Here is a 19,946-nt window from a genome sequence, read left to right as displayed (position 1 = left end):
GTGAAGGGTAGTCGCGGGCCGCTCCGCAGCACACCTATCATCGTCGCGACTTCAACGGGTGAGGCACGGGGGGACGCGAGTGAGCACGACATTGCGAGGTGGCCAGCGGCTCGACGAGCCCGAGATGCCGGGCGGCCAGATCGTCCTGCAGCCACCGCCGGAGCTGCAGGACGGCGAGGGCGCGGGCGGCGTGCTGATGAACGCCATCCCGATGCTGGGCAGCCTGGGCTCGATCGTGCTCGTCGCCACGATGGGCGGCGCCAACAAGAGCCGCAGCTTCCTCGCGGCCGGCATGTTCCTCTTCGCCACCCTCGGCTTCATCATCGTGCAGATCGACCGGCAGCGGAAGCAGCGCGCCCAGCAGGTCACCGGATCGCGCACGGAGTACCTGCGCTACCTCAGCAACATCCGCAAGGTCGCGCGCGAGGCGGCCGACCAGCAGCGCCGCGCGCTCAACTGGCACCACCCCGAGCCGTCGGCGCTGCCCGCGCTGGCCGAGGACCGCACCCGGCTGTGGGAGCACACCGCCTCCGACGACAACTTCCTGCACGTGCGCTACGGGCTGTGCTCGCAGCCGCTGTCGCTGGAGCTGGTGCCGCCGGAGAGCGCGCCGGTCGACCAGGTCGACCCGGCCGCCGCGTCCGCGCTGCACCGCCTGCTGGTGGTCCACCGACTCCAGCCCAACCTGCCCGCCTCGATCGACCTGCGCGCCTTCGACCGGATCGAGCTGTGCGGCGGCGCCGAGGAGGTGCGCTCGACGGCGCGGGCGATGATCTGCTCGGCGACCGCGTTCCAGAACCCCGACCAGCTGATCGTGGCGGTGCTCAGCTCGGAGCAGAACCTCACCCACTGGGACTGGGTGAAGTGGCTGCCCCACGCCCAGAGCACCCGCGAGGTCGACGCGGTCGGGCCGATGCGCCTGGTCTCCACCTCGCTCGACGACCTGGGCAACCTGCTCCCGCCCGACCTGAGCGACCGGCCCCGCTTCGGCGCCGACGAGCGTCCCGCCACGCCGCACATCCTGCTGGTCATCGACGGCGGCCACCTGCCCCCCGGCAACCACATCGTGCCGCCCGACGGGCTGCACGGCGTCACCCTGCTCGACCTGCCGAGCCGGTGGGACGAGCTCGAGGACTCCACCCGGCTGCGGCTGGAGTTCGTCGACGCCCCCGACGAGCTCGGCAAGCGCCCGGTGCGGGCGCTGCGGCTGCGCGGCGAGCCCGTCCGGGCCCTGGCCGACCAGTGCGACATCGCGACCGCGGAGGCGTTCGCCCGGCGGATCGCGCCCCTCAAGACCGCCAGCGCCGAGTCGTCGTCGTCCGGCGGCGCCGTCGACATCACCTCGACGACCCCCGACCACATGGACCTGCTGGGCCTCGGCGACATCTTCACCTACGACCCGGCCACCGCCTGGCGGCCGCGGCCGGCCCGCGACCGGCTGCGCGTGCCGATCGGCATCGGCGACTCCGGCGGCCTGATCCACCTCGACATCAAGGAGTCCGCCCAGCAGGGCATGGGCCCCCACGGCCTGGTGATCGGCGCCACCGGCTCCGGCAAGTCGGAGTTCCTGCGCACCCTCGTGCTCGGGCTGGTGATGACCCACTCGTCCGAGCAGCTCAACCTCGTGCTCGTCGACTTCAAGGGCGGTGCGACGTTCGCCGGCATGGCCGACATGCCGCACGTCTCGGCCGTCATCACCAACCTCGCCAACGAGCTGACCCTCGTCGACCGCATGCAGGACGCCCTGTCCGGCGAGATGACCCGTCGCCAGGAGCTGCTGCGCGACGCCGGCAACTACGCCTCCGTGCGCGACTACGAGAAGGCGCGCGCCAACGGCGAGCCCCTCGAGCCGATGCCGTCGCTGTTCATCGTGGTCGACGAGTTCTCCGAGATGCTCTCGGCCAAGCCGGAGTTCATCGACCTGTTCGTCGCGATCGGCCGCCTCGGCCGCTCGCTGGGCCTGCACCTGCTGCTCGCCTCGCAGCGGCTCGAGGAGGGCCGCCTGCGCGGGCTGGAGTCGCACCTGTCCTACCGCGTCGGCCTGCGCACGTTCTCCGCCGGCGAGTCGCGGGCGGTCCTCGGCGTGCCCGACGCCTACGAGCTCCCCGCCGTCCCCGGTCTGGGCTACCTCAAGCCCGACCAGTCGACGCTGCTGCGGTTCAAGGCGGCGTACGTCTCGGGTCCGCCGTCGAGCCGCACCCGCGTGACCCGCGACGAGGGCGGCGCGATCCGCGGCATCCTGCCGTTCACGATCTCGGAGGTGCAGGCGCTCGAGCCGACCACCGACGAGGTGGCCGAGGTGGCACCGCAGCCGCAGCAGCAGGGCGAGCAGCCCTCGCTTCTCGACGTCGCGGTGCAGCGGATGATCGGCAAGGGGCCGGCCGCGCACCAGGTGTGGCTGCCGCCGCTCGACGTGCCCGACACCCTCGACGAGCTCATGCCCGACCTCGTCGAGAGCCCCGACCTGGGCCTCACGTCGCCGCAGTGGCGCAACGTGCCCGGCCTGGTGATCCCGCTCGGCACCGTCGACCGCCCGCGCGAGCAGCGGCGCGACACGATGACGCTCAACCTCACCGGCGCGGCCGGCCACGTCGCCGTCGTCGGCGGGCCGCGGTCGGGCAAGAGCACGATGCTGCGCAGCATCGTCACGAGCATGGCGCTGGTGACCACGCCGCTGGAGTCGCAGTTCTTCGTGCTCGACTTCGGTGGCGGCACGTTCGCGCCGCTGGCCCGGCTCCCCCACGTCAGCGGCGTCGCCACCCGCTCCGAGCCCGACGTCGTACGCCGCGTGATGGCCGAGGTCGAGGGCATCGTCGACCGTCGCGAGGGCTACTTCCGCGAGAACGGCATCGACTCGATCGAGACCTACCGCTCGCGGCGCACGCAGGGCCGCGCCGACGACGGGTGGGGCGACGTCTTCCTCGTGATCGACGGCTGGAGCACGCTGCGCGCCGAGTTCGACGACCTCGAGATGGAGATCCAGCAGCTCGCCGCGCGCGGCCTCACGTTCGGCCTCCACATCGTCACCGCCTCCACCCGCTGGGCCGACTACCGCGCGGCGATGCGCGACGTCTTCGGCTCCAAGCTCGAGCTGCGCCTCGGCGACCCGCTCGACTCCGAGATCGACCGCAAGGTGGCCGCCCTGGTCCCGGTCGGACGACCCGGCCGCGGCCTCGTGCCGTCCAAGCTGCACTTCCTCGGCGCGCTCCCGCGCATCGACGGCGACGGCAGCGCCGACACCCTCGGCGACGGCGTGGACGACCTCATCGACCGGGTCGCCGCCGCGTGGAAGGGCCCGCAGGGTCCCAAGCTGCGGCTGCTGCCGGAGCTGGTCACGCTCGAGGCGGTCCGCGAGGACGCCGTACGCCGCCAGCTGCCCGCCAAGCACATCCTGCTCGGCATCAACGAGAAGGAGCTCGCGCCGATCGGGCTCGACGTCGACGCCGAGCCCCACATGCTGGTCTTCGGCGACGGGCAGTCGGGCAAGAGCGCGCTGCTGCGGGCGTACGTCCACGAGGTCATGCGCACGCGCACGCCCAAGGAGGCGCAGATCGTGCTCGTCGACTACCGCCGCTCGATGCTCGGCGAGGTGCCCGACGAGTACCTGCTCAACTACCTGACGTCGGCCACCCAGGCGACGCCGACGCTCAAGGACATCGCGAGCTACCTCGAGGGCCGCATCCCCGGCCCCGACGTGACGCCCGAGCAGCTGCGCAACCGGTCGTGGTGGACCGGCGCGGAGGTCTTCGTGGTGGTCGACGACTACGACCTGGTCGCGACCGCGCAGTCCTCGCCGGTCTCCACCCTGCAGCCGCTGATGGCGCAGGCGCGCGACGTCGGCCTGCACGTCGTCGTGGCCCGGCGCACCGGTGGCGCGTCCCGCGCGCTCTACGAGCCCGTCATCCAGTCGCTGCGCGACCTGGCGATGCCCGGCGTGATGCTCTCCGGACCCCGCGACGAGGGCGTGCTGATCGGCAACCTGCGACCCCAGCCCGCCCCCGAGGGCCGCGCCCGCGTCGTCACCCGCGACGGCGGCACCCAGACCGCCCAGCTCGCCTGGCTCGACCCGACGATGTGACCGGGGGCGGGGGCGGGGGGCGGCGGGGGCGCCCCCGGCTCAAGCGGACTCGTCCCCGCTCAACACGTCGGATCCGGCGTGTCCAGCGGGGACGAGGGTGTCCCAGCTGCCGCCCGGAGCGCACCGGAGGTTCCATGGCGCACCTGAGCCGGGGGCACCCCCGGCTTGAGCGGACTCGTCCCCGCTCAACAGGTCGGATCCGGCGTGTCCAGCGGGGACGAGGGTGTACCAGCTGCCGCCCGGGGTACACCGGAGGTCCCTGGCGCCACGCCCGGGGCACCGGGTGTTGCCGAGGGTCAGCCGAAGGTGCCCTCACAGGGGACCGGGCCGGCCGCCCGCGGACGTCCTGTGGAGGCACGCGTCAGTACGTACGACCTCCCGCAACGCCCAGAAGGCGAGCGTCAGCGGCGGCCGCTCTTGAACATCCCCCGGGCGATCTCCCGGGCGGCGGTGCTCATGAAGTCCTTGAACACCTTGGACCTCACGACGCTCTCGACCATGCCGTCCGGCTCGGGCGCGGGGCGCCGGGACGACGACGGAGACTTCGACGGAGACGGAGGCTTCGCCTTCTCGCGCACCCGGGCGTTCTTCTGCTCGCGCGCCATCTCCTGCACCCGCGCGTCCTCCCCGGCCTTGCGGGCCCCCTCCTCGAGCTTCGCGGCCAGCAGCTCGCGAGCGGACTCGCGGTCGATCGTCTCGCCGTACCTCGCGGTGAGCGGCGACGCAGCGACCGCTGCCTCCATCTCGGTGGCCGGGGCGGGGTCCATCAGCGACTCCGGGGCCCGCAGCCGGGTCCAGGCGACGGGCGTGGGGGCGCCGCGCTCGTTCATCACCGTCACCACGGCCTCGCCGATCCCCAGCGAGGTGATGACCTTGCCGAGGTCGTCGTAGGCGCTGTCGGGGTAGGTGTTGACGGTGGCCCTGAGCGCCTTGGCGTCGTTGGGGGTGTGCGCCCGGAGCTGGTGCTGGATGCGGGAGCCGAGCTGACCGAGCACCTCGTCAGGCACGTCGGTGGGTGACTGCGTCACGAAGAAGACGCCGACGCCCTTCGACCGGATCAGTCGCACGGTCTGCGCGACCTGGTCGAGGAACGCCTCGGAGGCGTCGTCGAAGAGCAGGTGGGCCTCGTCGAAGAAGAAGACGAGCTTGGGCTTGTCGAGGTCACCCTCCTCCGGCAGGTCGTGGAAGAGGTCGGCGAGCAGCCACATCAGGAACGTCGAGAACAGCGCGGGCCGGTCCTGGAGGCGGGGCAGCTCGAGCAGGCTGACGATGCCGCGACCGTCCTCTGCGGTGCGCAGGAGCTCCTTGGTGTCGAGCTCGGGCTCGCCGAAGAAGACGTCGGCGCCCTGGGCCTCGAACGCGACGAGCTCGCGCAGGATGACGCCGGCCGTCTGCGGCGACACGCCGCCGATCGCCTTGAGCTCGGCCCTCCCGCCCGCGTCGCCGGTGAGGTAGTGCAGCACGGCGCGCAGGTCGGCGAGGTCGAGCAGCGGCAGCCCCTGCTTGTCGCAGTAGTAGAAGACCAGGCCGAGCGACGACTCCTGGGTCTCGTTGAGGCCGAGCACCTTGGCGAGCAGGGTCGGCCCGAACGCGCTCATCGTGACCCGGACGGGCACGCCGGTGCCCTGCCCGCCGATCGCGTAGAACTCCGTCGGGAAGGCGGTCGCCGTCCAGTCCTGGCCGACGCTGGCCGTGCGCGCGGTGAGCTTGTCGCTCGGCTCTCCCGGCACGCTGATGCCGGACAGGTCGCCCTTGATGTCGGCGGCGAAGACGGGTACGCCGTGGGCGCTGAGCTGCTCGGCGAGCAGCTGGAGGGTCTTGGTCTTGCCGGTGCCGGTCGCACCGGCGACGAGGCCGTGGCGGTTGAGCATCGCCAGTGGGATGCGGATCCGGACGTCGCTGAGGTCGTCGGCGCCGAGCATCAGGCCGCCCAGCTCGAGCGCGGGCCCCTCGAAGGCGTAGCCCGGCGCCACCGCCTGCGAGATCGGGTCGCCGGCGGTCTGCGTCATGGGCCGAGCCTAGTCAGCGGGGCGGTCGACGACGAGGCCCTCGTGCGGGCCGTCGTTATGATCACGCCGTGATCTTCAAGCGGGTGGGCGACGGCCGGCCCTACCCCGACCACGGTCTCGACTCGCGCGGGTGGGCCGACCTGCCGCCGCGCCAGGTGCGCCTGGACGAGCTCGTGACCACCAAGGACACCCTGCGCCTCGACGCCCTCCTCGACGAGGACTCGACCTTCTACGGCGACCTGTTCGCCCACGTCGTGCAGTGGAAGGGCGACCTCTACCTCGAGGACGGCCTGCACCGCGCCCTGCGCGCCGCGCTGCAGCAGCGCAGCGTGCTGCACGCCCGCGTCCATCTGGCAGGTGAGGAGTGAGCGGCGCGGCGAGGTCGGCGCTCACGCTGACCGGCCTCGCGGTGCTGGTGCTCGCCGCGGCCGCCTGGGGGTGGAGCGCCTTCACCGCGCCGCTGCCCCGCGACGAGCCGGTCGCGATCTGCGAGGACACGACGGTCACCGCCGGGTCCGAGGTGCGGCGCGACCAGGTCGTCGTCAGCGTCTTCAACGGCAGCAAGCGCAGCGGGCTGGCCGGTGCCACGGGCGCCCAGCTCGCCGAGCGCGGATTCGTCGAGGGCACCGTCGGCGACTCGCCGCTCCCCGCGGCGACCACGCAGATCTGGTCCTCCGAACCGACCAACCCGGCCGTGGTGCTGGTGCAGCGGCAGTTCAAGCGGGCGCAGGTCGTCGAGGGCGACGCGCTCGGTCCCGGCGTCGTCGTGGTCGTGGGCGAGAAGTTCCGGTCGTTGAAGAAGAAGCAGGTCGAGTCGGTGGTCGCCGAGACCGACGCGACCTACTGCCGGGCCACCGGCTCGGAGTGAGGCGGGCCGCCGCGCCTACTCACGTTCGGGGCGCGCCGGGTCGCCGACCCACTGGGCCAGGCGCCCGTTGTCGGAGACCTGCCGCAGTCGCGCCTCCGTGGTCTCGCGGAGCTTGCGCGGGGTGACGACCAGCAGGTCGTCGCCGTGGCGCAGGACGGTGCGCCGCTCGGGCACGAGCACCTCGCCCGCGCGGACCACCAGCGAGACGGAGGCCCCCTGCGGCAGCCGCAGCTCACCCACCTCGACGCCGTGCATCCTCGAGGCCGGGGCGATGGTTACCTGCAGCAGGTCGGCCGCGACCCGGTCGAGCGGGGCGGCCTCCACGTCGAGGCCGCGTGGCTCGGAGCGCCGGGCGACCCCGAGCGTGCGCGCCACCCACGGCAGGGTCGGGCCGGTCAGCACGGTGTAGACGACCACCATCACGAAGACGATGTCGAAGAGGTGCTCCGCGCCGTCCACGCCCTCCGACAGTGGGATCGTGGCGAGCACGATCGGCACCGCGCCGCGCAGGCCGGCCCACGACAGGAACGCCAGGTCGCGCGGCGCCATCGGCTGCACCACGCTGCTCACGAGCACCGACAGCGGCCGGGCCACCAGGGTGAGCACGACCCCGGTCACCAGCGCCTGCACGACGGTCTCGAGGTCGATGCGCCCGGGCGAGAGCAGGAGGCCGAGCATGACGAAGAGCCCGATCTGGGCCAGCCAGGCGACGCCCTCGGAGAACGACCGCGTCGCCACGCGGTGGGGCAGCTCGCTGTTGCCGAGGATCAGCGCGGCGACGTAGATCGCGGCGAAGCCCGAGGCGTGCAGCGCCGACGCGGCGCCGTAGGCCGCGAACGCCAGGCACAGGACGGCGAGGGGGTAGAGGCCGGAGGACGGCAGCGCCGCCCGACGCATCACCCAGGCCCCGGCCACGCCCACGGCGACCCCGATCACTCCGCCCGCGACCAGCTCGAAGACGATGAGCCCGCTGGTCTCGAGCAGGCCGGCCTCCCCCACGGCGCCGGTGGAGATGATGCCGACGAGCACGACGGTCGGGGCGTCGTTGAGCCCGGACTCCGCCTCGAGCGCGCCGGTGAGCCGTCTGGGCAGCGGCAGGGCGCGGAGCACGGAGAACACGGCAGCGGCGTCGGTGGGCGAGCAGATGGCCCCGAGCAGGATCGCGAGCTCCCACGGCAGGCCGAGGAGGTAGTGGGTGCCCACGGCGACGACCGCGACCGACACGGCGACGCCGACCGTCGCCAGCGACAGGCCCAGGCCCACGCTCGAGCGCATCTGGCGCCAGTCGGTGGTCAGGCCGCCCTCGGCCAGGATGACGGCCAGCGCGCCGAAGCCGAGGGCGTGGGCCAGCTGAGCGTCCTCGAACACGATGCCGAACGGGCCGCCCTCGCCGAGCAGCACGCCGATGAACAGGTAGATCAGCAGCGACGGCAGCCCGGCGCGCGCAGAGAGCCGTACCGCGAGGATGGCCGCCAGCGTCACCACGGCGCCGACCAGCACGAACTCGTCGAGCTGGTGGACGTCGAAGGTCATGCACACCTCTGGTGGCTCGTGATGCAGGGCGGTCCGGATCCTATCCGCCACGGAGCACCTCGACGCCCCGTTCGAGGCCCGCAACGGCCCGCCACCAGACTCCCTCACTACGGCACAATGCCCGGTGGGGACGCCACGTTTGACGAACGCCGGGCCGGGGTAGGCGTCCCCGGACGAGAGGGAGTGATCGATGTACGGCGACACGGCCGCGGGCCGCAAGCGCGTCGCGCAGCTGCGCGAGCAGGGGGGCGACATCCGCGCGCTGGCCACCCGTCTCGTCTCGCAGTCCGAGGCCGTGCCGTGGCACGGCAAGGCCGCCGAGGCGATGCGTGAGCGGATCAAGGAGCGCGCCGCGCACCTGCGCACCGCAGCCGCCCACCATGAGACGGCCGCCGACTCGCTCGCCCGGCACCTCGCTGAGGTCGACACGCACAAGGAGGCGATCGACGTACGCGCGCACAAGGCCACCAGCCTCGTCGAGGACGCCCGCACGCGTGCCGCCCACGCCGAGGCGCGCGACACGGCCACCGACGAGTCCGACGCCGCCCTGCTCTCGTTCGACCCTCCGCCCGCTGGTCACAAGGACTGGCTGACCGTGACGCTGCCGGGACTCTGACATGGTCACCATCGACCTCACCGCGCCTCCCCCGCCGCCGACCAGCTTCCTCGACGCGACGGCCAGACGGCTCGCCCTCACGCTGCCCGAGCTCCGTCTCGTCGCCGAGCTCGCCGGGGGCGCCCCGCTGCCCTTCGACCTGCCCGACGACGCCGCCGGACCCGACGTCCCGGGCTCGCTGTCCGGGCGGCTCGGCCAGAGCCGTGGCTCGGTCGAGGACGCCGCCTACACCGACGCCGTCCGCACGCTCCACGACCCGGACGACACGCTGCGCCGCCGCGGCCTGCTCGGCGCCGGCGGCGCCGACCCGGGCGTCCTGGGCGCGGTCGGCCTCCTGGCGACCCCGCGCCTGGCCCTCGACATCGACGTCGCCGCCGGCGCCACCCAGGTCAAGGCGTGGCACCGCCAGTCCGGGGGTGCCGTCGCGAGCCTGTCGACGTGCGACGGCATCGTCTTCGAGCTGGCCTGGTTCCCCGTCGACCAGTGGACGGCCGAGCTCGCCCGCGTCACCGCGCCGCCCGAGGAGCTGGCGCTGGGTGTCTCCCACGTGCCCGCGCGCCTCGACGTCCCCTACGCGCTCGCCGACTCCGTCGGGGAGGCGCTCCGCTCCGGTCGCGCCGACCTGGTGCCGGTGCTCGTCGGGCACTCCGACGGGATCGTCCTGGCCGACGGCGAGGAGCTCGGCGACGCCGAGGCCGCTGCCGCGGTGTCGGCCGTGCACACCGAGAGCCGGGGCCGCATGCGGATCCTGGCCGCCGAGGTCTCCGACCGCGCGACCACGTCCGTCGGGGTCGTGTCGTGGGTGCTGCTGCGCGACGGCTGGCACTCGCTGACCCCCCGCCACGACGACGTCGCCCGCGTCGCCGTCGTGCGGGTCGACCCCGACGACCTGGCCACCGAGCTGGCGCCCGTCCTGGCCCAGGTCGTCACCCCGGAGGACGATCGATGAACGACCTCGACATCCCGCGCACCCACGACCACGAGCCCGCCGACTCCTCCGCGTCGGTCGCAGCCGACAAGTACGACCAGATGCTGGCCCTGGCCGACCTGTTCGACAGCTCCGGCAACGAGATGCGCACCCGCGCGCGCCTCGGCGCCGAGATCCTCGGCGACGACGACGTGGTCGACACCGGCGAGCTCTCGCCGGCCACGTGGGCCGAGGCCGAGGAGGACATCCGCGCCGCCACCACCGGCAAGCACGGCCTGCTGACCCGCTCGGTCGAGCTCGACGCCGACGCGCTCGTCGTCCGCGCCACCGTGCTCACCTACCGGTGGATCGACGAGCTGCAGGAGGCGGCCTACAAGACCCTGGGCTCGATCGCCGGACGCGCCATCGGCTACCTCGCGCCCGAGGTCGCGCTCGGAGGCGCGATCGTGAGCGCCGGCCTCATCGAGACCGAGACGATGGACCGCGACGGCGTGACCGCCTACCTCAGCGAGCTCGCCGAGAACAACCCCGACCTGATGGAGCACCTCTCCGGCGGCGGCGGCCTGCTCGACGGGCTGCACATGCGCTCGCTCCTCACCGCGGGGGTGCTCGCCTCCGACCAGGGCGCCCACGCCGCCCGGGGCGGCCTCCGCGCGATCGGCATCGACCCGTTCCCGACCGACGCCGTGTCCGCGTTCCGCGACTCGGCGGGCTCGTTCGTCGAGGCCGAGACACCGCCGGCGGAGGTGGAGACCAGCGCCGGCAGCGCGCCCCGCTCGCTCGAGGAGCTGATGGCCACCCTGCTCGCCGAGGACCGCCGCATCAGCGTGCAGCGCGTCGGCACCGGGCGCTACATCGCCTACCTCCCCGGCTCGCTGGCCCACGACTCCGGCCGGCTGCGGCTCGTCGGGGCCGACCCCACCACGTCCGTCAGCCAGGTCGTGCGGGCCATCGAGGAGGCCCTCACCGACGACGACGCCCGGGTGATGCTCGTCGGGTCGGCGTCCGGCGGCACGATCGCCGCGGAGATCGCCGCAAGCGCCCGCTCGTCGCGCTTCGTCGTCGACCAGGTCGTCACCGCCGGCGCCCCGTCGGCGCAGGTGCCCCGGATCCCCGAGGCGACCCGCGTGCTGTCGCTGGAGGACCGCTCCGACCCGGTCGTGCTGCTCGGCTCGCTGATCAACGCCGCCACGGCCAACCGGCTCACGGTCGTCTTCGACGCCGACGGCGCCGAGGGCACCCAGCTCTACGTCGCCGGCGCGCGCGCGGCCGACAGCGCCGAGCACCCCGAGCTGAGGGCCGAGATCAGCCGGATGCACGAGCTCGGGTTCCTCACCGGCTGAGCGTCAGACGATGCGGTGCACGAACTCGCCGAGCTGGGCGAGGTTGCGGCACTCCACCATCGGCACGATCTCGCCGTAGCGGTCGGCCGCGCTGTCGCCCGTGCCCCAGTGGCGCGGGTGCTCGGGGTTGAGCCACCAGGCGTGCCGCGCGCGGCCGGCGAGGTCGGCGAGCACCGGCACGGCCAGGTCGCTGTAGTTGGACCGGCCGTCGCCGAGGACGAGGAGCGAGGACCGCGGTCCCACGGCGTCGGGGTGGTCCTCGGCGAAGCGGGTCAGCGCGCGGCCGTAGTTGGTGCGTCCCCACAGGGCCGCGTGGGAGATCCGGCCCGACAGCGACTCCATCACCTCCACGACGTCCGCGCCCGGCCGGAAGCTGTCGCTGACCTCGACGACGTCGTCGACGAAGGTGAAGGCGCGCACCCCGCTGAACGCCTCCCGCAGCGCGAACACCAGCATCAGGGTGAACTGCGCGAAGCTGGCGACCGAGCCGCTGACGTCGCAGAGCACGACCAGCTCGGTGCGGTGGGGGCGTCGCGGGCGGTGGTGGGTGGTCAGCGGCACCCCGCCGGTCGCGATCGAGGCCCGCACCGTGCGGCGTACGTCGAGGGGACCGCGCCGCCGGGCGTGCTGCTCCTTGGTGAGCCGGGCCGCCAGCCGACGGGCCAGGGGATAGATCTCGCGGCGCATCTCCTCCAGGTCGCTGCGCCGCGCGGCGGTGAAGTCGAGCCGGTCGATCGTCGGCCGCACGGTCGCGTCGACGACGTGCCCGGGTCCCTTCTCCTCGGCGATGCGCCGGCGGGCGTCACCCTCGACCATCCGCGTGAAGTCGCCGATCCGCCGCCCGGCCGTGCGCTGGGCCTGCTGCTCGTCGAGGCCGCCGTCCAGCAGGCCCTGCACCAGGCGGTCCATCAGCTCGGCGGGCGAGACCCGCTGGAGCGAGGTGTAGGCCGACCAGCTCGACAGCCCGGGTCCGCGCCCGGGCATCGCACCGAAGCGGGCCACCGCCTCGACGGCCAGGCCCTGCAGCGCCTCGCGGACGCCCGCGGCCAGGGCGTCGGCCAGCGCCTCGCGGAAGCGCTCGAGGTCGGGCCCGGTGTCCCGCGGGCCGACGGCCGCCTCGGGGCGCGCCTCCAGCCCTGCCTCCAGGCCCGCCTCGATGCCGGGCTCCGGCTCGTCGGCGGCCACGCCGTCGCCGACCAGCCGCGGGTAGTAGATGTCGAAGACCGCGTCGAAGGTGACCCGCTGCGGCTGCCGCTTCACCAGCGTCGCGGCGTACGCCGCCCTGACGGTCTCGCGGTCGTGCCAGTGCACCTTCTCGAGCGCGCGGATCGCGTCGAGGCCCTCGGCCAGCGACACCGACAGGCCCGCCGAGCGCAGCGCCTCCACGAAGCCGATGTGGGTGTCGAGCAGGCTCATCTCGTGGCGAGCCTCAGCTCCCGGGCCGCGCGCTGCTGGTCCGAGGCGTGCTTGAGCACGACCCCCAGCGTGCGGGCGACGGTGGCCTCGTCGAGATCGCCCACCTGGAGCGCCACCAAGGTCCGCGCCCAGTCGACGGACTCCGCGATGGACGGCGCCTTCTTGAGCTCGAGCTCGCGCAGCCGCACCACGACGTCGACGAGCTGGGCGACGACCCGCTCGTCGAGGTGCGGCACCTGGCTGGTGACGATCGAGCGCTCCCGCTCCGCGTCGGGATAGTCGAGGTGGAGGAAGAGGCAGCGCCGCTTCACCGCCTCGGACAGCTCGCGGCTGGCGTTGGAGGTCAGCACCACGAACGGGCGGCGCGTCGCGGAGACCGTGCCCAGCTCGGGGATGGTGACCTGGAAGTCGCTCAGCACCTCCAGCAGCAGGCCCTCGACCTCGATGTCGGTCTTGTCGACCTCGTCGACCAGCAGCACCGTCGGCTCCTCGCGCCGGATGGCGCCGAGCAGCGGCCGGGTCAGCAGGAACTCCTCGGTGAAGATGTCGTCGTGGGTCTCGCTCCACGCCCGGTCGCCACCGCTCGCCTGGATCCGGAGCAGCTGCTTCTTGTAGTTCCACTCGTAGAGCGCCCGCGCCTCGTCGAGGCCCTCGTAGCACTGCAGCCGCACCAGCTCGGCGCCGCTCGCCCGGGCCACCGCCTTGGCCAGCTCGGTCTTGCCGACACCCGCCGGCCCCTCGACGAGCACCGGCTTCTCCAGCGCGCCCGCGAGGTAGGCCGTCAGCGCCGTCGCCTCGTCGGTCAGGTAGCCGGCCGCACGGAGTCGCGTCGCGGCGTCCTCGGGGGACTCGAACCAGGTCGTCACGGGGCGAGCGTAGCCATGAGCGCAGCGCTCGCCGCGCTCACGGTGCTCCCGTTCGAGATGCCTCTGCCTCGCTCCGCTTCGGCTTGGCAGCCGCCGGACCCGGCCACGCCCCCTCGGCCGGCGCCTCGCTCCGCTTCGGCTTGGCAGAGGGGGCGGGATTCGAACCCGCGGTAGGTCTCCCTACGACCGCTTTCAAGGCGGTTCCGATCGGCCGCTCCGGCACCCCTCCTCGTCCGGCGCCGGGGCGCCGCACACCGCGCGACTCTACCCAACGACCGACGCTCCCCGCCGGTCCCGGGCCAGCCCGGGACCCGAGCGTCCACACCCGTTCGGCGGCGTGATGAAATCGTGGGCGTGACGACCGAGACCGCCACCGTCCACCGCCTCGCCCCCGCCGTCGCTGCGCGGCTCCTCGGGATCGTGCTGTGCGCCGTCGCCGTGCTCATCCTGGGCAGCACGCTGGCGATCGCCGTGCTCGACCTGCACACCATCTTCCTGCTGGTGCCCGTGGTGCTCACGATCGTCGTCCTGGTGGCCGCGTGGTGGTGGTGGCGCACGAAGGGCTGGGTGGTCCGGATGACACCCGAGGGCTACCGCGTGCAGTGGGTGCGCGGGGTCGGCGCCGCGTCCGCACGGTGGAAGGACGTCGAGGACGCCGTCACCACGACTCTTGCCGACGCCCCGGTGGTGGTGCTGCGCCTGCGCGACGGGCGGACGACCACCATCCCCGTCGAGATGCTCGCCGTCGACCGCGAGGCCTTCGTGCGCGAGGTCCAGCAGCACCTCCAGCGTGGGCACGGCCTGCGCAAACTGTGACCTGATTCGGCGCGGACGCGCCCGGCCTTGTAACCTTCAGTGCGCTCGGCCGGTGGTCGGGCATGGAGGCGTCGCCTAGTCCGGTCTATGGCGCCCGCCTGCTAAGCGGGTTTGGGGCTAAAACCCCATCGAGGGTTCAAATCCCTCCGCCTCCGCAGTGCCCGGTCCCCTCCCTCGGGAGGGGGCCGGAGCCGCGCCCTCACCCGGTGCATTGCAGGATCCTGCAATGCACAGACCTGCAGTCTGATCCAGTTACGAGTCACCACCGGCTGGTGGAGAATGAGCATGTCATCCCCTGTGACACGAGCAACGAGGTGAAGAGTTCATGACCCCTGTACGCCGTATTGCCGCCGCAGCCCTCGTGGCCGTGCTCGGACTCGGAATCGCGGGAGTCACCGTGGCGCCGGCCCACGCCCTCGACATCACGTGGGGCAAGGCCAAGCCCCCGCGCTGAGGACTCAGCGTGCCATGATGGGCACGCAGTGAAGAGCTGAGCACGGACCCTCTCAACCCCCCACGAGTCCAGGTCCGACGGCCTCCCCCACAGGCCAGCCTCAGCTGTCGAGGGCAGCAACCTCCGGTTGCTGCCCTCGACTCATCAGGGGGCGTCCGGGGCCTGCAGGTCCTAGGTCGCGGCGCCCGTCTCGTCGGTCTCCCGGCCGGAGATGCCCCGCTTGCCCATCTCGTAGCCGAGCTGGAACCGCGTCTCGACCTCGAACTCGTTCTTCAGGTCCGCGACGTAGCCGGCGTAGGTCCGCGGGCTGACGCCGAGCCGCTTGGCGCCGGCGGGGTCGGCGCGGCCCTCCAGGAGCATCCGGATGGTCATCGCGCGCTGCTCGGTGGCGATGTCGCGCATCAGCGAGGTCTCGCTGCTGGTGAAGGGGCGGGCGCGCTCCCAGTGGCGCTCGAACATGTCGACGAGGTAGCCCACGAGTGAGCGGTCGCTGATCACCATGGCCGCGTCCAGGCCCTCGTGGCTGGGGATGATCGCCGTGCGCCGGTCGACCACGATCAGCCGGTTGAAGAACTCGTCGAGCGTGCGCACCTCGGCGCCCGCGGCCGTCACCGTCGCGACGTACTTGCGGGTGTCGGCGCCACGCCGTGCCGCGTGCTGGTAGAGCGTGCGGATCGTGACGCCGCGCTCGAGCGCGGCGATCTCGTGGGCGACGGACTCGTTGAGCTGCTTGATCCCGCGGCGGTACTGCGGCTGCGCGGTGAGCACCTCGTCCTGGGCTTCACCGACGAGCGAGGTGAGGAAGGTGCCGATCGTGGCGAGGCCGCGGATCTCGGCGAACGGGCCACCGACGGCGCTCGGCGATCGACGCCACGCCTGGGAGAGCGCGCTGAAGGCCTGGGCCCAGTGCGCCGACTCCGCGATGAGCTCGGCACCCTGCTGACCGAGGGGCGCCACGACCTGTGCCTGGACCGCGGCAGGGTCGACCGCGCGCCAGTGCGCGTCGTCCTCCGACCTCGCCACGAGCCCGATCTCGACGAGGATGCCGAAGGCCTCGTGCAGCTCGCCGCCCGGGACGATGCGCTCGTCGGACGCGCTGATGCTGCCGGAGGTGACGATCTCGCCGTAGAGCGGGGCGGCGTGGTGCTCGAACACGCTGCGCTCGTGCTGGCCCAAGGGCATGGCTCACCTCCCGCTTCCCCGACCGGTTGGGAGGATCGTGCCACACCGCCCCCAAGGCTCGTGCTCGAGAGCACGGGACCACACGCGACCGACCCGCCCCCGCGCAGGCAGGGGCGGGTCGGTCGTGGTCGTCCGGCGTGGCTCAGGCGTCGAGGCGCGCCTTGAGGGTGTCGAGCTCGCTCCAGAGGACGGCCGGCAGGTCGTCGCCGAACTTCTCGAACCACTCCTCGATCTGCGGGATCTCGGCCTTCCACTCCTCCGCGTCGACCGCGAGGGCCTGCGCGAGCTGCTCCTCGGTCAGGTCGAGCCCGTCGACGTCGAGCGAGCCCGGTGCGGGCACGTGGCCGATCGGCGTCTCGACCGCCGCGGCCTGGCCGTCGATGCGCTCGATGACCCACTTCAGCACGCGGCTGTTCTCGCCGAAGCCGGGCCACAGGAAGCCGCCCTCGTCGTCGCGACGGAACCAGTTGACGTAGAAGATCCTGGGCAGCTTGGCGGCGTCGTTGTCCTTGCCGATGCCGACCCAGTGACCGAAGTAGTCACCGGCGTTGTAGCCGATGAAGGGCAGCATCGCCATCGGGTCGCGGCGCACCACGCCGACCGCTCCCACGGCCGCGGCGGTGGTCTCGGAGGAGAGCGTCGCGCCCATGAACGTGCCGTGGTTCCAGTCGCGGGCCTCGGTCACCAACGGGATGGTGGTCTTGCGGCGACCGCCGAAGAGGATCGCGTCGATCGGCACGCCGCGCGGGTCGTCGTACTCGTCGGCGAGGATCGAGCACTGCTTGATCGGGGTGCAGTAGCGGCTGTTGGCGTGGCTGGAGAGCTCGCCGGTCTGCTCCGCGAGCTCGGGCGTCCAGTGCTCGCCCTTCCAGCTGGTGGCCTCGGCCGGGGTGTTCTCCAGGCCCTCCCACCACACGTTGCCGTCGGGGGTCAGCGCGACGTTGGTGAACACGGAGTTGCCCTTGCGGATGGTGTCCATCGCGTGGGGGTTGGTGTGCTCGTTGGTGCCGGGGGCCACGCCGAAGAAGCCGAACTCCGGGTTGACCGCCCACAGTCGGCCGTCCTCGCCGATGCGCATCCAGGCGATGTCGTCGCCGATGGCCTCGACCTTCCAGCCGGGGATCGTGGGCTTGAGCATGGCGAGGTTGGTCTTGCCGCACGCGCTCGGGAAGGCGGCGGCGACGTACTTGGTCACGCCCTGCGGCGAGGTCAGCTTGAGGATGAGCATGTGCTCGGCCAGCCAGCCCTCGTCGCGCGCCATCACCGACGCGATGCGCAGCGCGTAGCACTTCTTGCCGAGCAGGGCGTTGCCGCCGTAGCCCGAGCCGAAGCTCCAGATCATCCGCTCCTCGGGGAACTGGACGATGTACTTGGTGTCGTTGCACGGCCACGCGACGTCGGCCTGGCCGGCGTCGAGCGGCATGCCGACGGAGTGGAGGGCGGGCACCCACTGCGGGTCCTGGCCGGCCTCGTCGAGCTCCTCGATGCGCCGCAGCACGTCGGTGCCCATGCGGGCCATCACGCGCATCGACACGGTGACGTAGGCCGAGTCGGTGATCTCCACGCCGAACATCGGGTGCGCCGCCTCGAGGTGACCCATCACGAACGGGATGACGTACATCGTGCGACCGCGCATGCAGCCGGCGTAGAGCCCACGCATGAGCTCCTTCATCTGCTGCGGGTCCATCCAGTTGTTGGTCGGGCCGGCATCGCGCTCGTCGACCGAGCAGATGTAGGTGCGGTCCTCGACACGGGCCACGTCAGTGGGGTCGGAGGCGGCGTGGAACGAGTTGGGCATGACGTCGGGGTTGAGGCGGGTGAACGTGCCCGTCGCCTCGAGGGACGCGGTGAGCTGCTCCCACTCCTCGTCGGAGCCGGTGCACCAGTGGATGGCGTCGGGCCGGGTCAGCTCGGCGACCTCGTTGACCCAGGCGAGGATGCCTGCGTGCGTGGTCGGGGCGGATGGGCTCTCGGGCGTCTCGGTGTCGATCGTGGCGGTCATGACCGTTCCTCACAGCTTGCGTCGCAGGTGGTTCGCGCGGCCTCGTTGTCGGCGACTTGCTGGGGACGCTAACGCCCGTGATCAGGTCCACATATTGGATCGATCACAGACCTGTGACGTGGGTCTCGCTACCCGGGCGCATGGTTGCGGGTCCGGCGGAAACGCTTCGGGGCGCGGCGCTCAGATCGGGGCGTCGGGGTCGATGCTGCGCGTCTCGGCGCGCCGGTTGCGGGTGCCGAACCAGTCGCGGACGTAGACCTTGGGCAGGATCTTGGCCACCGCCAGGGTGAGGTAGACGATGGTGTTGATCGCGACGAACGCGGACAGCACGGCGATGAACTCCTCGCGCAGCGTGCTCTCCGGAAGGATGATCCCCCACACGATCATCGGCCGTCCTCCGTCCGCGCGCCGTGTCCGGGCTGCACCACATGCTTCCAGGTGGCCTGCCTGTCCAGGGACAGGTCCCACACGCCCTTGACGTAGACGACGTTGAGGAACATGGCGTAGACGAGCTCGGGGAACAGGCTCAGGCCGAGCAGCCTGGCCCGCCACCCACCGCGCCACACGGTGACCACCCGCTCGACGGTGAAGACCAGGCCGACGCCGATCCAGAAGGGGAACCAGACCCAGGTGTCGGTGGCGATGAGCATGAGGATGATGAGGGTGAGATAGCTGCCGAGGGCGATGACCCCGTAGCCGATGCCGAGCTGCTGGGCCCAGTAGCGGAACGTCGAGGGACGCAGCCCGTAGGCGCCGAGGTTCTCCAGGGCCCCGCGCTGCCAGCGCAGCCGCTGCGCCCACAGGGCGCGCCACGTCGGCATCACCTCGGTGACCACCGTGCACTCGGCCGGCGAGATCATCAGTGCGCCCAACGACTTCAGCGCGATGGTCAGCTCGTTGTCCTCGGTGAGCGCGACGGTGTCGTAGACGTCGCCCGGGATGCCGGGCAGGTTGCGCCCGCGCTCCTCGGCGACGGCCTTCAGCGCCCGGGCGCGGAAGACGGACGCGGTGCCGGTGAGGACGAACACCCGGCCCCGGCGACGCTTGAGGTCGCGCTGGTAGCGGGTGTACTCGTTGCGCTGGAACTGCCCGATCAGTCCTGCCCCCTCCTCGCCGTAGAACAGCCCGCCGACCGCCATCAGGGCACGGTCGTCGCTGAGGCGTCGTACGGCCCCCGCGAGGAAGCCCGCGTCGAGGGTGGTGTCGGCGTCCATGACCATCACGCAGTCGTTGTCGCCCATCCCGGGCAGCACCCGGGCCAGCGCCTGGTTGAGCCCGCCGGCCTTCTTCTTGGTGTTGGCGACGGTCTCGAGGACCTCGACGCCCGCCTCGCGCGCGAGCGGCACGGTGCGGTCGGTGCAGTTGTCGGCCACGACGATGATGCGCTCGGGCGGGTGCGACTGCGCGCGCAGCGAGGCGAGCGTCTCGGCGATGCACCCCTCCTCGTTGTGGGCGGGGATGAGCACCGTGATCGTCACCGGGCCGGCGTACACGCCGCGGGTCTCGGCCATCACGACCTTGGGGGCCAGCGGCATCCGGCCGGGGTCGTCGCTGCGCCGCGCGTGCGTGGCGATGCGGCGCTCGAACAGCGCGACGCCCGCGGCGAGCAGCAACGCCACGCCGACCGCCGCCAGCAGCACCCGCGGCGGAGGCGCCGCGGTGTCGTAGAAGACCTGCCACACGCCGAGCACCACGCCCTCCTCGGGCGCCTCACCCGCCTCGGGGTCGCCGGCCGCCACCGCGAGCCAGAGCAGCAGGGCGCCGAGGGAGGCGGTGCCGATGATGGCCAGCCCCACGGACCGCTGGACCCATTGCATCTGTCGAAGCCTCCTCTG

16 protein-coding genes and 2 tRNA genes are annotated in these 19,946 nt (G+C 72.5%); 9 read left to right on the top strand and 9 right to left on the bottom strand.

Annotated features, from left to right (window positions below; all coding sequences use genetic code 11):
- Positions 1–79: 79 nt before the first annotated feature.
- A complete protein-coding gene (gene eccCa, locus AC54T2_RS05655; RefSeq protein WP_496665726.1) occupies positions 80–4,078 on the top strand; it encodes a type VII secretion protein EccCa in 3,999 nt (1,332 codons plus the stop codon).
- A gap of 401 nt (positions 4,079–4,479) precedes the next feature.
- Here eccCa and AC54T2_RS05650 read toward each other — a convergent pair whose 3' ends face one another.
- Positions 4,480–6,087, bottom strand: coding sequence for a helicase HerA-like domain-containing protein (locus tag AC54T2_RS05650; protein ID WP_496665725.1), 1,608 nt, complete (start codon positions 6,085–6,087; stop codon positions 4,480–4,482).
- A gap of 68 nt (positions 6,088–6,155) precedes the next feature.
- Here AC54T2_RS05650 and AC54T2_RS05645 point away from each other — a divergent pair, with 68 nt between their 5' ends.
- On the top strand, positions 6,156–6,455 hold the full coding sequence (locus AC54T2_RS05645; protein WP_489975509.1) for a type II toxin-antitoxin system VapB family antitoxin: 300 nt from the start codon (positions 6,156–6,158) through the stop codon (positions 6,453–6,455).
- Positions 6,452–6,955, top strand: a complete 504-nt coding sequence (locus tag AC54T2_RS05640) for a LytR C-terminal domain-containing protein (protein WP_186339899.1) — start codon at positions 6,452–6,454, stop codon at positions 6,953–6,955. Before AC54T2_RS05645 ends, AC54T2_RS05640 begins: the two co-directional genes overlap by 4 nt.
- Before the next feature lie 15 nt (positions 6,956–6,970).
- Here AC54T2_RS05640 and AC54T2_RS05635 read toward each other — a convergent pair whose 3' ends face one another.
- A complete protein-coding gene (locus AC54T2_RS05635; RefSeq protein WP_496665724.1) occupies positions 6,971–8,488 on the bottom strand; it encodes a potassium/proton antiporter in 1,518 nt (505 codons plus the stop codon).
- A gap of 190 nt (positions 8,489–8,678) precedes the next feature.
- Here AC54T2_RS05635 and AC54T2_RS05630 point away from each other — a divergent pair, with 190 nt between their 5' ends.
- From AC54T2_RS05630 to AC54T2_RS05620, 3 genes are read left to right on the top strand one after another with little or no spacing between them, the layout of a single operon-like run.
- Positions 8,679–9,104 (top strand): hypothetical protein, encoded by a 426-nt coding sequence (locus AC54T2_RS05630; protein ID WP_186339897.1) that lies wholly within the window; start codon positions 8,679–8,681, stop codon positions 9,102–9,104.
- A 1-nt stretch (position 9,105) separates the two neighbouring features.
- A complete protein-coding gene (locus tag AC54T2_RS05625; RefSeq protein ID WP_186339896.1) occupies positions 9,106–10,053 on the top strand; it encodes a hypothetical protein in 948 nt (315 codons plus the stop codon).
- Entirely contained in the window at positions 10,050–11,375 is a 1,326-nt protein-coding gene (locus AC54T2_RS05620) for a hypothetical protein (protein WP_496665723.1), read from the top strand. Before AC54T2_RS05625 ends, AC54T2_RS05620 begins: the two co-directional genes overlap by 4 nt.
- A gap of 3 nt (positions 11,376–11,378) precedes the next feature.
- Here AC54T2_RS05620 and AC54T2_RS05615 read toward each other — a convergent pair whose 3' ends face one another.
- The 3 genes from AC54T2_RS05615 to AC54T2_RS05605 form a co-directional block, all read right to left on the bottom strand.
- Positions 11,379–12,791 carry a VWA domain-containing protein gene (locus AC54T2_RS05615; protein WP_489975508.1) on the bottom strand — a complete coding sequence of 471 codons (1,413 nt, stop codon included), beginning with the start codon at positions 12,789–12,791 and terminating at the stop codon, positions 11,379–11,381.
- Positions 12,788–13,657, bottom strand: a complete 870-nt coding sequence (locus AC54T2_RS05610) for an AAA family ATPase (protein WP_186339893.1) — start codon at positions 13,655–13,657, stop codon at positions 12,788–12,790. The genes AC54T2_RS05615 and AC54T2_RS05610 overlap by 4 nt, the downstream gene beginning before the upstream one ends.
- A 141-nt stretch (positions 13,658–13,798) precedes the next feature.
- Positions 13,799–13,886, bottom strand: a tRNA-Ser gene (locus tag AC54T2_RS05605).
- 125 nt (positions 13,887–14,011) lie between these two features.
- Here AC54T2_RS05605 and AC54T2_RS05600 point away from each other — a divergent pair.
- The 3 genes from AC54T2_RS05600 to AC54T2_RS05590 all read left to right on the top strand — a co-directional run bounded on the left by AC54T2_RS05600 (position 14,012) and on the right by AC54T2_RS05590 (position 14,927).
- Positions 14,012–14,473 carry a hypothetical protein gene (locus AC54T2_RS05600; RefSeq protein ID WP_496665722.1) on the top strand — a complete coding sequence of 154 codons (462 nt, stop codon included), beginning with the start codon at positions 14,012–14,014 and terminating at the stop codon, positions 14,471–14,473.
- Between the two features lie 64 nt (positions 14,474–14,537).
- A tRNA-Ser gene (locus tag AC54T2_RS05595) sits at positions 14,538–14,628 on the top strand.
- A 170-nt stretch (positions 14,629–14,798) separates the two neighbouring features.
- On the top strand, positions 14,799–14,927 hold the full coding sequence (locus tag AC54T2_RS05590) for a hypothetical protein (protein WP_260988510.1): 129 nt from the start codon (positions 14,799–14,801) through the stop codon (positions 14,925–14,927).
- Between the two features lie 171 nt (positions 14,928–15,098).
- On the opposite strand, the gene AC54T2_RS05585 is transcribed toward AC54T2_RS05590, so the two are convergent.
- The 4 genes from AC54T2_RS05585 to AC54T2_RS05570 form a co-directional block, all read right to left on the bottom strand.
- Complete coding sequence (locus AC54T2_RS05585) at positions 15,099–16,109, bottom strand: TrmB family transcriptional regulator (protein ID WP_186339891.1); 1,011 nt, start codon at positions 16,107–16,109, stop codon at positions 15,099–15,101.
- 142 nt (positions 16,110–16,251) lie between these two features.
- On the bottom strand, positions 16,252–18,111 hold the full coding sequence (locus AC54T2_RS05580; protein ID WP_186339890.1) for a phosphoenolpyruvate carboxykinase (GTP): 1,860 nt from the start codon (positions 18,109–18,111) through the stop codon (positions 16,252–16,254).
- A gap of 180 nt (positions 18,112–18,291) precedes the next feature.
- Entirely contained in the window at positions 18,292–18,498 is a 207-nt protein-coding gene (locus AC54T2_RS05575) for a hypothetical protein (protein ID WP_186339889.1), read from the bottom strand.
- The gene (locus AC54T2_RS05570) at positions 18,495–19,928 is read right to left on the bottom strand and encodes a glycosyltransferase family 2 protein (RefSeq protein ID WP_496665721.1); all 1,434 of its coding nucleotides are present in this window, start codon (positions 19,926–19,928) and stop codon (positions 18,495–18,497) included. The genes AC54T2_RS05575 and AC54T2_RS05570 overlap by 4 nt, the downstream gene beginning before the upstream one ends.
- Positions 19,929–19,946 lie beyond the last annotated feature (18 nt).

This window comes from Nocardioides sp. Z35_8 (assembly GCF_059621125.1).
Note: the sequence above shows the minus strand (reverse complement) of the source record. Positions and strands in the feature narration are given on the sequence as shown.